Here is an 18,586-nt window from a genome sequence, read left to right on the forward strand (position 1 = left end):
CTACGCCACGGGCAATTTCCTGCGCAGCTGGTTGCCCAGTGCCATGATGAGCAGCGTCATCGCCACAAAACCCACGGCGATGAAAAGGCAGGTCAGCAGCACGCCCGCATATCCGCCGTCCGACGGGTTCAGGAACGGGTAGGCGTACCACCCTGTGGCGGCGCCGCGGGTCAGGGAATAGGCCAGGTATGCCAGCGGAAACACCACCGCGACGGCCACGCGCTTGAGCGGGATTCCGTGGCGGGGCGGCTGGATCAGCCAATCGGCCACCACCGCGACAGGCATGACGTAGTGCAGCCAGGTGTTGATCCACGGAAGCAGGGAGCCCAGATCGACGTCCCTCAGCAGCGCGCTAAAGACAATGCCAACCAGGGCCATGCACACCACCGAGATGCAGCGCAGCAAAGCCCACGCCGGCCCCAAATCTTTCCCGCGCCACGTCAGCACCGAGTCCACGACAAGGACGACGGCGGCGAAGATGTTGGAGAGGTTGGTGAAATAGCTGAAGAAGTTCAACACGCTGAAGCCGTGGCCGATGTGGATACCCAGCTGGGTTCCGACGGCAATGAGCGTCACCGCCCCGCACAGGAAACGGACGGCGGCAAAGGCGCGGCTGGAGGTCATGGAGCCTATTCTGCCAGTTCACGGCGTCACCGCCCCGCATCCCCGGCGTCACGTTGTGCCACACTCTGGAACTAGTGGGTGCCTGCGGGGGTGGATGTGCTACTTTCAAGGGGAGTAATGAGTGCCAGCACAAAGCCCTGACTTGCTGGCCGGCAACCCTCTTTCCGGCGGGGTGCCTCAGGTGAATACTCGGCAAACCCAGCTACCAACGGCTGATGTTTGCAAGCGCGAACCCTCCTGCGGTGGAGCCCTTTGTATTAAGCACCGCCACCAGCGTCCGCTTGCAAATGCCAGCCACTTGCAATGAGGAGACATCATGTCCGCGGAAGAATCCCCCCTGGCCTACCGGCTCATCACCGGCCCCGACGACCGCTCCTTTTGTGAGCGTATTTCCGAAGCCCTGGCAGACGGCTACGTCCTGCACGGCGGGCCCGCGGTGACGTTCAACGGCACCTCGGTGATCGCGGCCCAGGCAGTGGTTCTCCCGCAGGCAATTGCCACCAGCGATGCCGCAGTCGCCAATGCCGTTGATGACCTCGACGCCGAGCTGGAGTTCGATGGCGAGGGCATCGCATGAGCTACGCCGGCGACCTAGCCCCCGACACGGCCTGGGACCGGGTGGCTGCCGGGGCCGTCCTCGTTGACGTGCGCACCGACGGCGAATGGGCCCACATCGGCGTCCCCGACACCTCAACCCTGGACACCGAGCCTGTCTTCATCCAGTGGAACCTGGCCGACGGAACGAACAACCCCCAGTTCCTGACCCAGCTGCAGGCAGCCGTGCCCACCGGGAAGCCACTCGTGTTCCTGTGCCGTTCGGGAGCGCGCTCCATTGCCGCAGCCGAGGCCGCAACGGCCGCCGGCTACACGGCCTACAACATTCTCGAGGGCTTTGAGGGCGTGCCCGACAGCTACGGCGACAGGGTGGCCAACGGCTGGAAGAACCGCAACCTGCCCTGGCACTGACACGCCACTGAGCCCCAACGCACCGCCCACACAGCACCGCGGTACGCCAATCGTCCGACGATTGTGCCGCCGTCGTGCTTAAAACAAGTACGCACCACCAGCGACAGCCAAGGAAACGCAATTGAGCAACTTTAACGAGCACGCAGCCACGTGGGCCCAGGACACCCGGGCCGTGCGTGGCGGGCTTGACCGCACCAACTTTCAGGAAACCTCCGAAGCCCTTTTCCTGAACTCCGGCTTTGTGTACGAGTCCGCCGAGGCCGCCGAGCAGGCGTTCACCGGCGAGGTCGACAGGTTCGTGTACTCGCGCTACGGCAACCCGACGGTGGCAACGTTTCAGGAACGGCTGCGCCTGCTCGAGGGCAAGGAGGCGTGCTTTGCGACGGCGTCGGGCATGTCGGCCGTGTTCACGGCCCTGGGTGCGCTGTTGGCTGCCGGGGACCGCGTGGTGGCTGCTCGCTCGCTCTTTGGCTCCTGCTTCGTGATCCTGAACGAACTGCTCCCGCGCTGGGGCGTGGAGACGGTGTTCGTTGACGGACCGGATCTTCAGCAGTGGCGCGAGGCGTTGTCGGTGCCCACCACGGCGGTGTTCTTTGAGTCGCCGTCGAACCCGATGCAGGAAATCGTTGACGTGCAGGCGGTGTGCGACCTCGCCCACGCCGCCGGCGCCCAGGTGGTGGCCGACAACGTGTTCGCCACCCCGCTGCTGCAGCGCTGCGGCGACTTCGGCGCTGACATCATCGTGTACTCGGGCACCAAGCACATTGACGGGCAGGGCCGGGTTTTGGGCGGGGCGATCCTTGGCACGAAGGAATTCATTGACGGCCCCGTCAGGAACCTGATGCGCCACACCGGGCCCGCCTTGTCTTCATTCAATGCCTGGGTGCTGACCAAGGGCCTTGAAACCATGAGCCTGCGCGTCAACCATTCATGCAACAACGCGCTGGCCCTGGGTGAGTTCCTTCAGGCGCAGCCGCAGGTTGCGCGCGTGCTGTACCCGCACCTGCCATCGCACCCGCAATTCGAGCTGGCCAAAAAGCAGATGAAGGCCGGCGGCACTGTGCTGACCTTCGAGCTTGCTGCTCCTGCCGGTGGGACCAGGAAGGATGCGGCGTTTGCACTGCTGAATGCGCTGCAGGTCATCGACATCTCCAACAATCTCGGCGACGCGAAGTCCCTCATCACCCACCCGGCCACCACGACGCACCGCGCCATGGGTCCCGAGGGTCGTGCCGCGATCGGGCTGTCCGACGGTTTCCTGCGCCTGTCGGTCGGGCTGGAGGACCTCGAGGATCTCAAGTCCGATCTGGCCGGGGCCCTGGCCGCAATCTAGCCGGCCCGCCTCGTTGAGGCTGGAAGCACGACGGCGGCGGGGCCCCTTCCCTTGACGGTCACCCGCCGACGTCGTACTTTATGCGCGGAGTCGTACTTTATGCGCGGATCAGTCCTGGAAGTACTCGATCTCGGCGCCGATGGTGTTTAGGCGCTCGGCCAGGTCCTCGTAGCCGCGCTCGATCACGTAAATGTTGCGCAGTTCGGACGTGCCTTTCGCGGCCAGCATGGCCAGCAGGATGCAGGCGGCGGGGCGAAGGGCCGGAGGGCAGCCGATTTCCGCTGCACGCCAGGCGACGGGGCCCTTGATGTCGATGCGGTGCGGGTCAAGCAGGCGGACGCCGGCGCCGAGGCGGTTCAGTTCCGTCAGGTAAATGGCGCGGCCCTCGTAGACCCAGTCGTGGATGAGCGTTGTACCCTCGGCGCACGAGGCGATCACGGCGAAGAACGGCAGGTTGTCAATGTTCAGCCCCGGGAACGGCATGGCGTGGATCTTATCCGGTGCGGCCTTCAGCTCAGACGGCAAGGTGGTGATGTCCACCAGGCGGGTCTTGCCGTTGCGGGCCATGTACTCGGGGGACTTGAGGTAGCGGAAGCCCATCTGCTCGAGCACCTTGAGTTCAATTTCCATGAACTCAATGGGAACGCGTGTCACGGTGACCTCGGACTTCGTCACGATACCGGCGGTGATCAGGCTCATGGCCTCGATGGGGTCCTCGGACGGCGCGTACTCAATGTCCACATCGATGCGGGACTTGCCCTTGATGGTCAGTGTGGTGGTGCCAACGCCGTCAACACCGACGCCCAGGCCCTGAAGGTAGAAGCAGAGGTCCTGGACCATGTAGTTCGGGCTGGCATTGCGGATCACGGTGGTGCCTTCGCGGTGCGCGGCGGCCATGATGGCGTTTTCGGTCACGGTGTCACCGCGCTCGGTCAGCACAAAGGTGCGGTCTTCGGTGTCGCTGACGGGAGCCTGCACCTGGTAGAAACCGTCGTGGGCCTTCACGGTGAGGCCGAATTCGCGCAGGGCCTGCATGTGCGGCTCCACGGTGCGGGTTCCGAGGTCGCAGCCACCGGCATAGGGAATGCGGTAGGTGTCTTCTTCATCCAACAGGGGGCCCAACAGCATGATGACGCTGCGGGTGCGCTTGGCGGCGGCAATGTCCATGGCGGCCAAATCGAGCACGGCGGGGCGGCGGATCTGCAGGTCGTTGTCTTCAAGCCAGGTGCACTCGACGCCGATCGACGTGAGCAGTTCCACGATGCGGTTGACTTCTTCGATGCGGGCCAAGCGGCGCAAGGTGGTGGTGCCGCGGTTCAGCAGGCTGGCGCAAAGCAGGGCGACGCCGGCGTTCTTGCTGGTGTTGACAGCGACGCTGCCGGAGAGTTCACGGCCGCCGTGGACGCGCAGATGGGTCACTGCGCTCTTGCTTGCCGCGCCAATGCTGAACAGGTTGGCTTCAAGCAGGGATTCCATGCGCTGGATCATCTTCAGGCTCAGGTTTTGCTTGCCCTGTTCCATCCGGGCCACGGCGCTTTGACTCGTGCCCAAATGGGTTGCCAATTCTCCCTGGGTCCAGCCTTTTTCATTGCGTGCATCCCGCACCAATACGCCAACGGTTTCTGCAGCCATTTGAGTCATGTAACTTTTATATCATGAGATGCATATTTAGCAGGACAAATGTGACGCTTTGGACAGTTCTCGCGAAAAACGTTAATTAATAACCGTTACGTGCGATAAATTCGATGGCGTAAATATGTTTGAGTCATTTACTTCCTCTACCGTACCCCGCCCCCGGCCCGACATGGCAAACCACGAGGGAGTGAATGCCGCGCCGCCCGTGCCGAGCCACGGCTGCAATGCGGGCGCCGGAGAGGCAGACCCCTGAGCTGAAAATGCGACCGGCGGCCAGATTCGTGATGCGTTCCGCGACGGCTGTGAGCACGTCGCACGGGTTCGTCACCAGGATGAAGACCGCATAGGCGAGCGACGCGCCAACCCTTCCGGCGGCGACACAACGGATGGTTCCCGGTTGTGTCGCCGCATGTTCCCCAGCGTCAGCCAAACACCGGATTCCAGGTGCCAAGCACCACGGCGGCGCCCACGGACATTGCCGCAATCACCACTCCTGCGCCCACCACGGCGAGGTCGTGCCGGGCGAAGCTGGATTCCCGCGCCCAGGTGCGCGGTCCCGCACCGAAGCCCTTGGCCTCCATCGTGACGGCAAGCCGCGATGCCCGCCGCACTGCCTGCACCAGCAGGGACATGGCCTGGCCAAGCTGGGCCTTGATGCCGCGGAAAAATCCGGGTTCCCCGCCCACCCCGCGGGCACGCCGGGCCATGCCCAGGGTTTGCCACTCAGCCACCAGGAGGCCCACAAGGCGCATGGCTGCGAGGGCACCCAAGACAAAGCGATGCGGCAACCGCAACTTTTGCGCGAGCGCGTCGGCCAGGTCGGTGGGGTCGGTGGAGGCAAGCACGATGATGCCGGGGAGGGCGATGGCCAGTCCACGCAATGCGATGGCCACACCCGCCTCCAGCGAACCCGTTGTAAAGGTGACAGGTCCCAGTGCGAGCAGCATCTCCCCCGTCTTTGGTGCCAGCAGGGCTGTCCCGTAACCGCCCACAACAGCGGCAACCAAGATGGGCCAGCCCCGGAGCGCCAGCATGCGCGCACTCAAACCGGCGAGCGGCAGCAACGCACATTCAAGCACCAAGGCTGCCGTGGCAGACACCCAATCGACACTGATCAGCAGCACAATGGTGACTGCCATTCCGGCGCCCAACTTCGCCAACGGATTAGCACGGGCCAGCCACGCATCGGAGCGCGGTGTGGCAATGATGTCAACACTCACAGCCCCATCACCGCCTGGTGCGCAGCCACGCGACCTGCCGGCTCGGGGTTGCCCAGCACCAACCGGTCTCCTCCGAGCACGGCGGTGAAGGCGGCATCGTGCGTCACCGAGACCACGGCGGTGCCCGCATCCAGGAGTTCGGTCAGCAGCGACGCCAGTTCCGCCCAGGTGTTCGCGTCCTGACCAAACGTCGGCTCATCGAGCACCAGCACCTGCGGACTCGCCGCAAGCACCGTCGCAACAGAGAGCCGGCGCTTCTCACCGCCGGACAGCGTAAAAGGATTCGCCCCGGCAAGATGCTCAAGCCGCAGGCGCACCAACAGTTCCCCGACCGCCTCCTCGCCGCGGCCAAGCAGCTTCGGCGCGTGCATCAGCTCATCCCTGACGCTGCCGGCAATGAACTGGTGCTCGGGCTCCTGGAAGACAGTGCCGATCCGGCTGATCAGTTCCCGCCCACGCCATTTCAACGGCGAGGATCCGGCCCCGCGCGACAGCCCGGGCAGTGCCGCAAGCTCCCCGCCAACCGGCGGCAGCAAGCCTGCAACTGTCAGCGCAAGCGTAGATTTTCCCGACCCGTTCGGGCCTGTCACACTCAGCGCCTCCCCCGCCATAACCTTGATGGAAGGCACGATTGCGGCCGGCACCACCGGGTGCCGCCTGCGTCCCTTGGTGCGGGAGACGGCAAGAGCCGACGCTTCAAGCAACAGGCCGGTTCCGGCGTCGTCCATGGGGATGCGCAAGCCTGGATTGACGCGGGGCCGGACGTGGGGGACATATCCGGGCACCCAAATTCCGGCGCGTGCCAGAAGATCGCGGCTTTGCGCCAGGACCGCGGCGGGCGGGCCGTCGAAGAGGACACCGCCGGGTTCGCCGAGCCTGTCGGGGGCCAGGACGACGATCCTGTCAACGACGTCGAGCCAGACGGAGACCCTGTGCTCGACGACCACGAGGGTTGCGCCGGTTTCGTCGAGGCTGCGGCGGACCGCATCGCGCACCTCCATGACTCCGGCGGGGTCGAGGTTGGCGGTGGGTTCGTCAAGCAGCAGCAGTCCGGGGCGCATGGCGAGCATGCCGGCCAAGCCGAGGCGCTGTTTTTGACCACCTGAAAGTGCGGAGCTCGGGTGGTCCAGGGGCAGGTCAAGGCCCACGGATTCAAGGGCGTCATGCACGCGGCGCCAGATTTCCTCCCGCGGGACGGAAAGGTTTTCGGCGCCGAACGCGACATCGTCGCCAATGCGCGAGAGGACCACCTGGGAGTCGGGGTCCTGTTGCATGAGACCGGCCCGGCCGCGGGATTCCGCCACGGGACGGCCGTCAATGAGCAGTTCACCTACCTCGTTGGCCTCCTCGTCCTCGCCCAGCACACCGGCCAGGGCGTGCAGCAGCGTTGACTTGCCCGCGCCGGAGGGGCCGAGCAGCAGGACCCGCTCCCCCGGCGCGATGTTCAGATCAAGGCCGTGGACGGCCCGGCCCCGGCGGCCCGCATGCTGGAATCCCCAGCCCCGGGCGGTGACCCGCACCGGAGCCCCCCGGTTCCCGGCGCCGTCGTTCCTGTTGGAACCCACGGCTAAACCACCCGTTCCGTGGCGGCTCCGCGGGAGGGCAGGTTGGCCAGTGCACCGGTCCGGGCCAGGCCGCGCACCGCGAGCCAGGAGAGGATCCCGGCAATGACGGCCCCAGAAACAATGGCCAGGACCACGTAGACCAGCTTCCATTCAAAGGCCCAGACGATGTTCCAGAGAAAGCTGTCATTCAGGCCCATGGCCAAGCCTGCAAGCGCCCCCGCGAGCACGGAAACGGGGAGCGTGAACTTGCGGTAACGGAACAGGGCAAACGCCGCCTCCGCGCCGAGGCCCTGGACCAGGCCGGAAAGCAGCACAGTGAAGCCAAAATGCGTGCCCAGCAGGCCTTCAACACTTGCCGCGATCAGCTCGCAATACAGTGCGGCACCGGGCTTGCGGATTACCAGACCGCCCAGGACGCCTGCAATCAGCCAGCCGCCGCCATACAGTCCGGCAACGGGCGGGAAGGCGATGGTGAACGCGCTAATCAGGCCGTAGCCGGCGGACCATAGCCAGAAGATGACACCCACGGCGGCACCGAGGACCGACACCACAACGATGTCAACAACCCGCCAGCTGCTCTTGCGCGATGCCTGGTTGTGCTTGTTTTGCGCGGCGTTTTCGCCGGCCAGTGACTTGTTCATGAGTCCTCCTTTTCAGGAGGGGCGGCCGCAACGGTATTTCCGCGCAGCCGAAGAGAACTCGACTCCCTTCGCCGGTACTAACCGGAGCAGGTTCGAGGGTCTGCGGCGAACCGCACTCTCAGCGCCGCTACCCAGGATGGGTGGACGCTCCCCTGTCGTGTTTGAATTGCGGCTTCAGCATACCCCCGCTGCATGCCGGGGGGCCAATGTGTCTTATAAATGCCCCCTTGCGTCGAGGCGGCCGGGCCGGGCGGCGCCCGGCACGGCGCACAAAAAAGCACCGCGGGAGCCTGCCCGTTGGGGCGGACTCCCGCAGTGCTTTCCTGGTGCTGGTTCCTAGTGCTGGCGCACCGAGCGGCGGCGGGCAAGGATCAGGCCGCCAAGCATGAGGAGCATGGCGATCCCGCCGGCCGCACCAAGGTTGAAGCCCGTGCTGGCGAGGTCATCACCAGTCGCGGCTGTGGTGGTCGCAGTGGTGGCTGCACCGTTTGCGGTCTTGGTTGCAGTCATGGTCGGCGTGCCGGTGTTCTCCGACGTCGCACTGGCGCTGGCCGTGGCACTGTTGCTGGCACTGGCAGACTCCGTCGGAGTGGAGGATTCCGTTGCTGTTGCGGTAGCCGACGCAGTAGCGCTCGGCGTAGCACTAGGTGAAGGTGTTGGGGTCGGTTCAACTACGTCACCAACGTAGGGGCCACCCGCCACCGGGCCCGTGGCCCGCAGTCCGAGTTCGTACACGACAGGCTTGTCGCCGGCGGCACTGACTGCACCCGGGGTGAACAGGATGCGGACACCCTCGACGGTTGCCTGGTTCAGGACGGCTTCCTGGAAACTCAGCGCCGGGTTCAAGGCACCCAGGGTGACCCATGCGCCGTCGACCTTCACCTGCAGGTCACCGGCCACATTGCCAACCACAACGGCCGATTTCATGGCGGCCGGGGCATCCATGATGTAGCTCAGCTGCGATCCCGCAACCGGCACGGCGGCCGACTCGAAGGCCGTGCCGATGCTGGCGTCGAACGCACTCTCAGCCCCTGTGCCGTTGGCCCCTGGCAGGTTCGTGCTCAACTTCTGCGTGGCTTCGAACGCCTGGAATTCACGGATCTTGATCCACTGCCCTCCCGTGTTGGTCCCCGTGGCAACAAGGCGGATGTAGCGGGCCTTGACTGGTGTGTCGAAGCTCTGCTCGATGCGCGGCTTGCTGTCATAGGTTCCTGCGGCCGTCCAGGCGGCGTTGTCCGTGGAGTACTCAACGCGTCCGTGGTAGAACATGTCGCCTGTATTGGAATCAGAATCGGCCTGCTGGATCACGACCTTGCCAACGTCCTTCACGGCGCCCAGGTCGATGGTCACGCTGGAACCGACAACCGGCGGGGCGCTTGACCACCACAGGCTGCTGGCGTCCCCGTCCACCATCCGAGAGGTGGCGTAACTCTGATACGTGGGCAGGGAGGATGTCGCAGTGGCCGCGAAACGGTTGGCCGATGCCACGGGGGTCAGGTTCAACCAGGTGTTGTAGCGCTGCTTTGCGGCTGTCGTGAAGATTTCAAACAGGCCGTCACCCACAGAAGGGACGATGACGTTCGCCTTGGTGCCAATGTTGTTCGGGCCGACGTCGGATACGGTCGCTCGCTTGGCGAGGGCCATCTCGGAATTTGCAGCCAGTGCGCCGTCAGTGGCGGCAACGCCCTTGCCGTTCTTGATGGCTTCAAGCATGGAGATTTGCTCCTGCATGGCCGTGGCCCAATGGGCGGCCGCATCAATCCACGGCTTGGAGTCTGCGTAGAAGCCTCCCATGGCCATGGTCGCCAGGGTTGTGGGGCCGGCCTTGATGATTGCCAGGCGGTCCTTCAGGGGCGCCATGCCTGCCGCGTTGCCCGCGTCGAAGGCGGTCCAGAATGAGGCAATATCCGCTGTCAGCGCCGGAGCCGTCTTGGAGGTGGGGCGATAGGGCTTCCAACTCTGGTTCAGGTCCACGAATGTCTCAAGAGATTTGCGGACTGCCACGTCGGGGCCTGCAAGCTCGGTGATGATGGCGGACTGCGTGGTTGCCGCGTTGTAGACGGGGCTGTTCCAGGAGTAGTCACCAAAACCCGCCAGGGCGATCATTGAGGCATAGGCCTCGATCATCGGGTTCGAGGTGATGCCGTCAATGTGCTTGTACAGGTTGGGATCGCGTCCTTCCAGCGGATTGAGGAAGAGGCGGCCGCGCTGGCCGTCGTTGACGGGCAGGTTGTCCCAGATGTAGAAGTGCTCTGCGTTGTAGGTCTGGACTGCCTTGGTAACCGAGGCTTCCGTGATGGTGTCGGAGAAGACCCCTTCACCTGTCCACTGAATCAGAATGGAATCATCCGTGGCCAGGCCGAATTGGTCCTTGTACGGGTCAGCGGCGGAACCGGCGTAGTTGGTGGGAACGGTCTGCAGCGGCTGCAGCTTGTGCACCTTGATGTAGTCGTTGACAATGCGGTTGAGGTAAAACGCCTGTCCGTCGGCAAGGCTCCGGTAGCCGGTGTTGGTGAACTTTGCCTTGTCCGCGGCGCAGTTCAGAACAGGGTTGATGTCATCGAGGGCAACGTAGAAGCTGCTCACACCAATGTTGCGCAACTGCTCAAACTTGGCAATGGTACTGGCAAAATCAGCGTCCGATGAATAGCAAACGTCGTTGCCCGGGGACAGTGCAAAGGTGAAGTTCACATGGTTGGCGTTTGCCTTGTCCACCAATTCCTTCAGGTCCGCCAATTCCGCTGCGGGGTACAGATCGCGCCACTTTGAGCGCAGGTAGTTGTCGTCCTTGGGCGTGTAGATGTACGTGTTCATCTTGTGCTTGCCGTAGAACTCGAACTGGTCCATGCGCGCCTGGTGGGACCACGGGATGCCATAGAAACCTTCAATGCCGCCGCGGATGGACATCAGCGGCCAGTCCTTGACAGTCATGGCCGGGGCCGCGCCGTTGGCAACAACCTGGCCCAGGCTCTGCACGGCGTAGAACGTGCCGGTGGCATCCTTGCCATTAAGCAACAGGGAGGGCTTGCCCGCGATGTTGCCGGTGGCAATGACGTAACCGTCCGCCGCAAGTGGATCGGCGCTGGCGGAGCCAACAGCTGTAAGCGCGGCGGGGAGTGCGGCATTGTCGGCCGTGGTGCCCAGGAAAACAGTGGCATCGGTGCCGCTGGTTACGAAAGCAGCGGTTCCACCGGCCTTGGCGATGACCTGGCCCAGGGCTTTCTTGGCGGCAGCGTCGGTGTTGGCGCCAACAGCCACCTTCACCGTCCCGGTTAGCGGAACCGATACCCCGGCAGTGCTGGCCTGTTGCGGGGTAGGCAGGATCTGCGCCGGCGACGTGGCCGCCTCGGCTGCGGGAAGTGCGGCTGGCGATAGCGCAGCCAAGCCTCCCCCGGCGATGATGGCCAGGGCAAGGGCCCCGGTGGCGGCATTTTTTAAAGCGCGTTTCACACTGTTCCCCTTAGCGACTTCAAGCACATGAAATCAAAGATTGATATGGATCACATTTTGATCGCAACTATACTGATGTGACGTAACGCACGTCAATTGATTACGCGTGGCATTGCACCGTGAACGGCGCGCCCGCTAGAGGTCATGCCGCGGCGCCGCTTTTGGCCCTTTTGCAAGCCATCGTCCAGCCGACTGCGGCGTGGGGAACCCTGGCCGCCGGCATGGAAGCGGATAGGCTGGCCCTAAGGTTATTGCCCTCACGGGTCCACCAAACACTGAGGAGTCCTTCATGAACATCGTCTTCAAATTGCTCGGAACCGGAGTGAGCCTTGGCGCGGGATTTGTGGCCAGCAAGCTGGTTGACAGGGTGTGGGAGAAAAGTACCGGCCACAAGCCACCCAAGGACGGCGCTGATTTGGAGACAAGCCTCCGCTCGGCACTGACATTCGCGCTCGTCTCATCCATCGTGGCGGCTATCATCCAGACCCTCGCCGGCCGCACAACCCAGAAGGCCATCGCGCGCTTCAACAAGCATCCCGAAGAGGTCTGAGCAAGCGCTTTCCGCTGCAGTAAGTGCGTCATAGACGAAGAAGGCTAGGGCTCGCCCTCGCCTTCGACCACGGCTGCCACGACCTGGTCGAGCTCGTCGACGCTGAGCATTTCGGGCCGGCGGTGCTTGGTGCGGTAGCCTGCGCGGCCCACCATGTGCGCGGAGACTGGAACCGTGAGCAGTTGGAAAATCCACGCCACAATCAGGATGGGCAGCAACGACCACGACCGTATTTGCAGGCCCATGGCCGTCAGCATCAGCAACAGCCCCAAAACCTGTGGCTTGGTAGCCGCGTGCATACGGCTCATCAGGTCAGGAAAACGTAACAAGCCAATGGCCGCGGCCACACTCATGAGAGCACCAAGTAGCAGGCAGATGGCCGTAAGAACGTCCAGGAAGGTGTTCATCCGTCCTCTTTCTTGTGTGCCACGAAACGGGCAACCGTGACGGAACCGATGAAGCCGATGACCATCAGCACCACCAACAAGGCCAGGTTGTCGGTGTGCTGGTTCATGGCCATTTCCATGGCCAGGGCGGCACCAAAGATGGCCAGCAGCACATCGGAGGCAATCACCCGATCAAGCAGTGACGGCCCGGTGGCGATCCGGTAAATCGTGCCCGCCGCGGCCAGCGACAGCAACGCTATAACAATAATGACAACACTTTGCATGGCTGTTACTTCGCCTCCCCGTCTACCTGGTCCTGCGCATCACCCGGTGGCGCATCACCCTGTGGAGCATCCGCCGGCACAATACCTGCGTGGGGCAGCAGGGGCGATCCCGCCCGTTCCGCTCTCAGTGCGGCAAGCTCGGCACTGGTGCCCATGACCTGGATGAGCCTGGCCTCGATGCCTTGAATGTTGGCTCTGACCTGCTCCACGCTTTCCGGCGTTGGCGCATTCATGGCATGGACGTAGAGCGTTGCCGAACCCCGATCGACCTCAACCACCAGCGAACCAGGGATCAGCGACAGGACATGGCCCACTGCGGTCATGAGCAGGTCCGAGGGGCTGCGCAACGGCACGGCAATGATGGCGTTGCGGATCCGCGGGCCTTTCGCAACCGCCCAGTAAAGCACCTGAAAACTGGCAATCGTGACTTCCTTAAGGAACCACAGCAGGAATGCCAGCGCCCGCAATACGTTGAAACGACCGCTCAGTTCAACCAACGGAAGGTGGAATGCCTGCGACACCCCAAGGGCTATCAACGCACCAAAAATCAGGTTTCCCGCGCTGAAGTCCTGCCATAGGGCGCCCCACACAATGACAAGCCAAATCAGCAGCGGCAGTTTTTGCAGGACACCGCGCTTGCGCCCCGCGTTCTCGGAGAGGCTCATGGCGTCACCGCCCCAGTACCAAGAACAGCCTCGATGTACGGTGTGCGCTCAAGCATGCTCGTGGCAGCGTCCTGACTCAGGTGGAAAAGTGGTCCGGCAAAGACCGACATGGCAACGCCAAGGACCACAAGGCCCATAGTGGAATACACCATCATCTTAGGCAGGATGGGAACTTCGATGTCTCCGGAAAAACGTCCCTCCGTGGCATCCACATGCTTGCTGGTGCGCAGGGCCCGCATGCTCTGTTTGCCCGAGGCATCCGGCGCGGTGGCCAGCAGTACGGGTTCCGGGTCCTCGGCGTCGGCGGTGCTGCGCCAAAACACGCGGTTCCATACACGGGCCATCACCAGCAAGGTGAGCAGGCTTGCCACCACGCCGCCGACCACCAGCGTGTAGGCCAGCTGCGAGCCGTCGGCCACGCCTGCCTGCAGGAGCCCCAGCTTGCCCAGGAAGCCGGAGAACGGTGGGATGCCTGCAAGGTTCATGGCCGGGATGAAGTACAGCAAGGCCAGGATGGGCGACAGTTTCGCCAGCCCGCCCAGCCGACTGATCGAGGACGAGCCGCCGCGCCGCTCAATCAGCCCCGTCACCATGAACAGGGACGTTTGAATCGTGATGTGGTGGATGACGTAAAAGATGGTGGCGGCCAGGCCAAGCACCGATGAAAGCCCGACGCCGAAGATCATGTACCCGATGTGGCTCACCAGGGTGAAGGAGAGCATTCTCTTGATGTCTGTTTGGGCGATGGCGCCCAGAATTCCCACGATCATTGTCAGCAGGGCGACCACCAGCAGCACCGAATTGAAACTATCGGAGGGGAAGAGCAGGGTCTCCGTTCTGATGATGGCGTAAACGCCCACCTTGGTCAGCAATCCGGCGAACACTGCTGTGACCGGGGCCGGGGCTGTGGGGTAGGAGTCTGGAAGCCAGAACGACAGCGGGAAGACGGCTGCCTTGATACCGAACGCCACCAACAGCAGCACATGTAAAAGGTCTTGGGTGCCGGGGTCCAATTCGCCCAGCTTGAGGGCAAGGTCAGCCAGTGTGACGGTTCCTGTAGCGCCGTACACCATGGCGATGGCGATGAGGAACAGGAGCGAGGAGACAACACTGACCACCACATAGGTGATGCCGGCCCTGATGCGGGAACCCGTTCCGCCGAGCGTCATCAGCACGTAACTGGCCGTCAGCAGGATTTCAAAGCCCACATACAGATTGAACAAGTCCCCGGCCAGGAAAGCGTTGGAAACGCCAGCCACAAGGATCAAATAGGTGGGGTGAAAGACCGACAGGGGTCCACCTTCCTCACCGTCAGCGGCGCCCTGACCGGTGGCGTAGGCCAAAACCGCAAGGCTCACCGCCGAGGAGATCACCAAAAGCAGGGAGGAAAACTGGTCGGCAACCAGGACGATGCCAAAAGGTGGCGACCAGCCGCCGAGATGGACCGCGACGGGGCCCGAGCTCCAGACACTGGCCAGCACCCAAATTTCTAGGGCAAGGGTGACGCTGATGGTGCCAAGGCTGACGCGGCGCTGCGCCGGAGGGTGCCTGATCAGCACGAAAGCCAGGGCGGCGCCAAGGAATGGCAGCGCCACAGCTAGCGGGGCAAGACTTGCGACGTTCATTCCTTCCCCTCCCCCTGCTTGTCAGAACCGCGTTTGATCCGATTCTGGGGCTGCGAATATGACGGCGTAACCTTTACGAGCCGAATGCCCGGAATGGTTTCACGCCGCTCCAGCGGCTGGTTGTTCTCGTGGAAGTCAGAGACCTCGACGGCAATTTCGGAGTCTTCCTCGTCGTCGTACAGTTCCTGTTTGGCAACGCGGAGATCCTCACTGTCCACCTGGATGTGATCGGCCCGGTTTAGCAGCCAGGACCGGTAAATCAGGCTCAGCATGAATGCTGTCACGGAGAAGGAAATCACAATAGAGGTCAGGATGAACGCCTGCGGCAGCGGATCGTTGAATTCCGTAGGAGGAATGTTTTTATTGTAAATTGGCGCCAGCCCGGCATAGCCGCCCGTCGCCAGCAGCAGCAGGTTCGTCGCATTGGCCAGCAGCATCAGGCCCAGCAGGACACGGGTCAGGCTGCGCTCCAACAGCAGGTAAATTCCGACGGCGTAAAGCACGCCCATGACAAGGAGCAGGGTGAGGTTGACGCTCATCGTCCGGCCTCCAACGGCTCTTCGTCCTCGATCAGCTCGATGCCCGCCATGCCGTCCTCTTCATGTTGATCAATCTCCGAGCCCAGGCTGCGCAAAACATCAACCACCAGGCCCACAACTACAAGGTAGACGCCGATGTCAAAGAGCGTAGAGGAGACAAACTTCACGTGCCCGAAGATGGGTAGATCAAAGGCAATGATGGCGCTTTGGAAGATCTCCCCGCCAAGGAACAGCGGGATTATCCCGGTCATGGCGGCCATGGCCAGGCCCAGGCCCAGCAGGGTTCCGGCTGAAATTCGGGTGGCCTCCTGCAGTTCAAAGCGGCCACCGGCCAGGTAGCGGATGGTCAAGGCGAGCCCTGCCACCAGGCCACCGGCAAAGCCGCCTCCGGTGCCGTTGTGACCGGCCATCAGCAGATAAATGGAAATGACGATGATGCTGTGGAAAACCAGTCTTGTGACCACTTCAATGATGATCGATCGCCGCTCCGGAGCCAGCGTGCGCCCTGCCACGAGCCAGGGGTTGCTGGATGAGGCAGTGAATTTTCTGGCAATTGCAACGGTTGGCTCGAAGCCCGGTGATTGCACCTTACCGATGCTGCCTGTTGCCACCGTTTCCGCGCGGGGCAGTCGCTGGCCGCGTCCGCGCACAAAGATCAAACTGGCAATACCCGTGGCCGCAATGGCAAGGACGGAAATTTCACCGAAAGTGTCCCAGGCACGGATGTCCACCAGCGTCACGTTGACAACGTTCAGCCCTCCGCCGCCTTCATAGGCCAGCTTCGGCAACCCAAGGCTCACGGGTTCGTGGATGCGCGAACCCATCGCCGCGACACCCACCACCACCATGGTCGCACCGAAAACCACACCCAGAATGATCCGGAGGACACGATGGTTGCCGGCGGTTTCCCGCTCCGCCAAGCGTGCCGGCAGTGAACGCATGGCCAGTACAAATGCCACGAGGATGATGGTTTCCACCAGCACCTGGGTCAGGGCCAGGTCAGGTGCGCCCTGCAGCACAAAGATCAGTGCAATGCCGTATCCAGTGACGGAAACCATGAGCACTGCCATGAAGCGCTTGTCCGCCCGTGCGGCCGCAATGGCACCAATGACCATGACAGCACCGGCGATCAGCTGGAAGGGCGAGGCGGGGTCTATGAAGTACACGTCGTTGGTCCAGTGCTGCTCGGTGAGGAACAACACCGCCAGGATCGAGGCGATGGCTGTGGACAAGATGACGGCAAGGTAGAAGAACAGCGAACCGCGCTGGGTCCGACCGGTCACCCAAATGGCCACCGCGTCAAGGAGCACAATGGATTGCCGGTAGCCACGCTCAAGGTCAACGACCGAAGGGATCCGGGCTTGGAAGGCCTCCATCCGCCCGCGCAGCACGAACATTCCGATTCCAGCGGCGACGACGATGGCCGTCAAGCCCAGCGCCGGGGTGAAGCCGTGCCACAGCAAAAGATGTATGCCGTGCGGATCATATGCCGGGAACTGGACGCTGTAGGGCTTGATCCAGCCTTCGACGACATGTGGGACGATGCCGTAGGCCAGTGTCAGCACTCCCAGCAGTGCCGGTGCTGCCAGGAAGAGCCAGCCAACGGGTTTGAACACGGTGGCCATGCCCTTGGACTTGGCGGCGAATCCGCCCCACATGAATCTGGCACTGTAGGCAAAGGTCAACGCCGAGCCAACCACCATGCCGGCCAGGACAATCCAGCCGACAACAGGTCCTGCCGGGCCGTGCTCCGCCGAGGCGATGAACGCCTGGAAGATGCCTTCCTTGGCAACGGATCCGGCCAAGGGTGGCAGGCCGGCCATGGAAGCTGCACCGACGAGGGCCACGACTCCCAGCTTGGGTGCCGACTTAAAGACCCCCGACAGTTCACGGATGTCGCGCGTGCCGCTTTGGTGATCAATGATTCCGACGACCAGGAACAGCGACGCCTTGAACAGGCCGTGGGCCAGCACCATGGCCATGCCGGCCATGGCCGCCTCCTGCCCACCGAGGCCGACCACCAACGCTATAAATCCCAGCTGGCTCACTGTGCCGTAGGCCAGAATCAGCTTGAGGTCGTGTTGGCGCAGGGCCCGCCAACCGCCAAGAAGCATGGTGCCCAGCCCGAGCGCCACGATCATGAGTTGCCAGTACTCGGTCTGCGAGAATCCTGGCGCCAGGCGGGCTATGAGGTAGATGCCGGCCTTCACCATGGCCGCAGCGTGCAGGTAGGCACTGACGGGGGTCGGCGCCGCCATGGCGCCTGGCAGCCAGAAGTGGAATGGCAGCAGGGCCGATTTGGTGACGGCACCGATAAGGATCAAGGCCACACCGATGTCCAGGACCACGCGCGGACTTCCGACTGAGGCCACCATCTCCGGTGCCTTCGCCAGGACCCCGGAGATGCTGTAGGTGCCGGCGCTTTCGCCCACCATGATCAGTCCGACCAGCATGGCGAGTCCGCCAAAGGTCGTGACGATCAGGGCCTGCAATGCCGCACGCCGTGCCGCGACGCGGGTGCGGGCGTAGCCGATCAGCAGGTAGGAAAGGATGGTTGTCAGTTCCCAGAAAACAAACAAAAGAATGAGGTTGTCGGCAGTCACCAGGCCAAACATGACCCCGGCGAAGGCCAGCAGCTGGGCACCAAAGCCGCCCAGTCCGGCGTCGTCCGATTTGAAGTACCTTGCACAGTAGGCCAGCACCAGCGCGCCGATCCCCAACACCAGCAGTGACATCAGCCAGGACAGCTGATCCATGCGGAAGGAAAGGTTCAGGTCAAGGACGGGAACCCAGTCAATGTCCAAGGAGGGGATGGGCAGCGTGTCGGAATACACATTTTTGTATTGCGCCACGAGCCAGATAAAGCTGATTCCAGGGACTGCCGCCAGGAAATAGAAGGCGGACCGGCCCAACCTGGAAAACAAAATGGGCGCGAAAATGGCCACTATGAAGTGTGCACACACGACAAACAGCACTAGGGCTCCACATGTTTCGGGCTGGAAATGAGCGAATCACGGGCTGTAACGTCGGGCCCCGACCCCTCGACCCTACCAATACCGACCCGGGGAAATGCCGCTCTTGGAGTCCGAAACAGGCATGCCGC

The 18,586-nt window shown here is 63.0% G+C and carries 16 protein-coding genes and 2 riboswitches; of the genes, 4 read left to right on the top strand and 12 right to left on the bottom strand.

Annotated elements, in window-relative coordinates:
- Nucleotides 1-624 carry a Pr6Pr family membrane protein gene (locus AAGW05_RS08210; RefSeq protein WP_411804019.1) on the bottom strand — a complete coding sequence of 208 codons (624 nt, stop codon included), beginning with the start codon at nucleotides 622-624 and terminating at the stop codon, nucleotides 1-3.
- A 113-nt stretch (nucleotides 625-737) separates the two neighbouring features.
- Nucleotides 738-858: riboswitch (SAM riboswitch) on the top strand.
- Nucleotides 859-940: 82 nt separating this feature from the next.
- On the opposite strand from AAGW05_RS08210, the gene AAGW05_RS08215 reads away from it, so the two are divergent.
- From AAGW05_RS08215 to AAGW05_RS08225, 3 genes are all read left to right on the top strand, one after another.
- The gene (locus AAGW05_RS08215) at nucleotides 941-1,201 is read left to right on the top strand and encodes a DUF1737 domain-containing protein (protein WP_411804020.1); all 261 of its coding nucleotides are present in this window, start codon (nucleotides 941-943) and stop codon (nucleotides 1,199-1,201) included.
- Complete coding sequence (locus tag AAGW05_RS08220) at nucleotides 1,198-1,590, top strand: rhodanese-like domain-containing protein (protein ID WP_411804021.1); 393 nt, start codon at nucleotides 1,198-1,200, stop codon at nucleotides 1,588-1,590. Before AAGW05_RS08215 ends, AAGW05_RS08220 begins: the two co-directional genes overlap by 4 nt.
- Before the next feature lie 121 nt (nucleotides 1,591-1,711).
- Nucleotides 1,712-2,923, top strand: a complete 1,212-nt coding sequence (locus AAGW05_RS08225) for an O-succinylhomoserine sulfhydrylase (RefSeq protein WP_411804022.1) — start codon at nucleotides 1,712-1,714, stop codon at nucleotides 2,921-2,923.
- 108 nt (nucleotides 2,924-3,031) lie between these two features.
- Here AAGW05_RS08225 and AAGW05_RS08230 read toward each other — a convergent pair whose 3' ends face one another.
- The 5 genes from AAGW05_RS08230 to AAGW05_RS08250 form a co-directional block, all read right to left on the bottom strand.
- Nucleotides 3,032-4,564, bottom strand: a complete 1,533-nt coding sequence (locus AAGW05_RS08230; protein WP_411804023.1) for a UDP-N-acetylglucosamine 1-carboxyvinyltransferase — start codon at nucleotides 4,562-4,564, stop codon at nucleotides 3,032-3,034.
- 416 nt (nucleotides 4,565-4,980) lie between these two features.
- Nucleotides 4,981-5,778: an energy-coupling factor transporter transmembrane component T family protein gene (locus AAGW05_RS08235; RefSeq protein ID WP_411804024.1), complete on the bottom strand. Its 798-nt coding sequence runs from the start codon at nucleotides 5,776-5,778 to the stop codon at nucleotides 4,981-4,983.
- Nucleotides 5,775-7,343 carry an ABC transporter ATP-binding protein gene (locus AAGW05_RS08240; RefSeq protein ID WP_411804025.1) on the bottom strand — a complete coding sequence of 523 codons (1,569 nt, stop codon included), beginning with the start codon at nucleotides 7,341-7,343 and terminating at the stop codon, nucleotides 5,775-5,777. Before AAGW05_RS08240 ends, AAGW05_RS08235 begins: the two co-directional genes overlap by 4 nt.
- Before the next feature lie 2 nt (nucleotides 7,344-7,345).
- Nucleotides 7,346-7,984, bottom strand: a complete 639-nt coding sequence (locus tag AAGW05_RS08245) for an ECF transporter S component (RefSeq protein ID WP_411804026.1) — start codon at nucleotides 7,982-7,984, stop codon at nucleotides 7,346-7,348.
- A gap of 46 nt (nucleotides 7,985-8,030) precedes the next feature.
- A riboswitch (TPP riboswitch) is annotated at nucleotides 8,031-8,148 on the bottom strand.
- 172 nt (nucleotides 8,149-8,320) lie between these two features.
- Nucleotides 8,321-11,434, bottom strand: a complete 3,114-nt coding sequence (locus AAGW05_RS08250; RefSeq protein WP_411804027.1) for a beta-N-acetylglucosaminidase domain-containing protein — start codon at nucleotides 11,432-11,434, stop codon at nucleotides 8,321-8,323.
- A 289-nt stretch (nucleotides 11,435-11,723) separates the two neighbouring features.
- Between AAGW05_RS08250 and AAGW05_RS08255 the strand changes: the two genes are divergently transcribed.
- On the top strand, nucleotides 11,724-11,984 hold the full coding sequence (locus AAGW05_RS08255; RefSeq protein ID WP_411804028.1) for a DUF4235 domain-containing protein: 261 nt from the start codon (nucleotides 11,724-11,726) through the stop codon (nucleotides 11,982-11,984).
- Between the two features lie 44 nt (nucleotides 11,985-12,028).
- Here AAGW05_RS08255 and mnhG read toward each other — a convergent pair whose 3' ends face one another.
- Genes mnhG through AAGW05_RS08285 form a run of 6 tightly spaced genes read right to left on the bottom strand, consistent with a single transcriptional unit; the run spans nucleotide 12,029 to nucleotide 18,458 of the window.
- The gene (gene mnhG / locus AAGW05_RS08260) at nucleotides 12,029-12,391 is read right to left on the bottom strand and encodes a monovalent cation/H(+) antiporter subunit G (protein ID WP_411804029.1); all 363 of its coding nucleotides are present in this window, start codon (nucleotides 12,389-12,391) and stop codon (nucleotides 12,029-12,031) included.
- Nucleotides 12,388-12,654: a monovalent cation/H+ antiporter complex subunit F gene (locus AAGW05_RS08265; RefSeq protein ID WP_411804030.1), complete on the bottom strand. Its 267-nt coding sequence runs from the start codon at nucleotides 12,652-12,654 to the stop codon at nucleotides 12,388-12,390. The genes mnhG and AAGW05_RS08265 overlap by 4 nt, the downstream gene beginning before the upstream one ends.
- A 5-nt stretch (nucleotides 12,655-12,659) precedes the next feature.
- Complete coding sequence (locus tag AAGW05_RS08270) at nucleotides 12,660-13,319, bottom strand: Na+/H+ antiporter subunit E (RefSeq protein ID WP_411804031.1); 660 nt, start codon at nucleotides 13,317-13,319, stop codon at nucleotides 12,660-12,662.
- A complete protein-coding gene (locus AAGW05_RS08275; protein WP_411804032.1) occupies nucleotides 13,316-14,944 on the bottom strand; it encodes a Na+/H+ antiporter subunit D in 1,629 nt (542 codons plus the stop codon). The genes AAGW05_RS08270 and AAGW05_RS08275 overlap by 4 nt, the downstream gene beginning before the upstream one ends.
- Nucleotides 14,941-15,483: a Na(+)/H(+) antiporter subunit C gene (locus AAGW05_RS08280; protein WP_411804033.1), complete on the bottom strand. Its 543-nt coding sequence runs from the start codon at nucleotides 15,481-15,483 to the stop codon at nucleotides 14,941-14,943. Before AAGW05_RS08280 ends, AAGW05_RS08275 begins: the two co-directional genes overlap by 4 nt.
- On the bottom strand, nucleotides 15,480-18,458 hold the full coding sequence (locus tag AAGW05_RS08285) for a Na+/H+ antiporter subunit A (RefSeq protein ID WP_411804034.1): 2,979 nt from the start codon (nucleotides 18,456-18,458) through the stop codon (nucleotides 15,480-15,482). Before AAGW05_RS08285 ends, AAGW05_RS08280 begins: the two co-directional genes overlap by 4 nt.
- Between the last annotated feature and the right edge of the window lie 128 nt (nucleotides 18,459-18,586).

The organism is Arthrobacter sp. LAPM80, assembly GCF_046736435.1.
Taxonomy (GTDB): domain Bacteria; phylum Actinomycetota; class Actinomycetes; order Actinomycetales; family Micrococcaceae; genus Specibacter.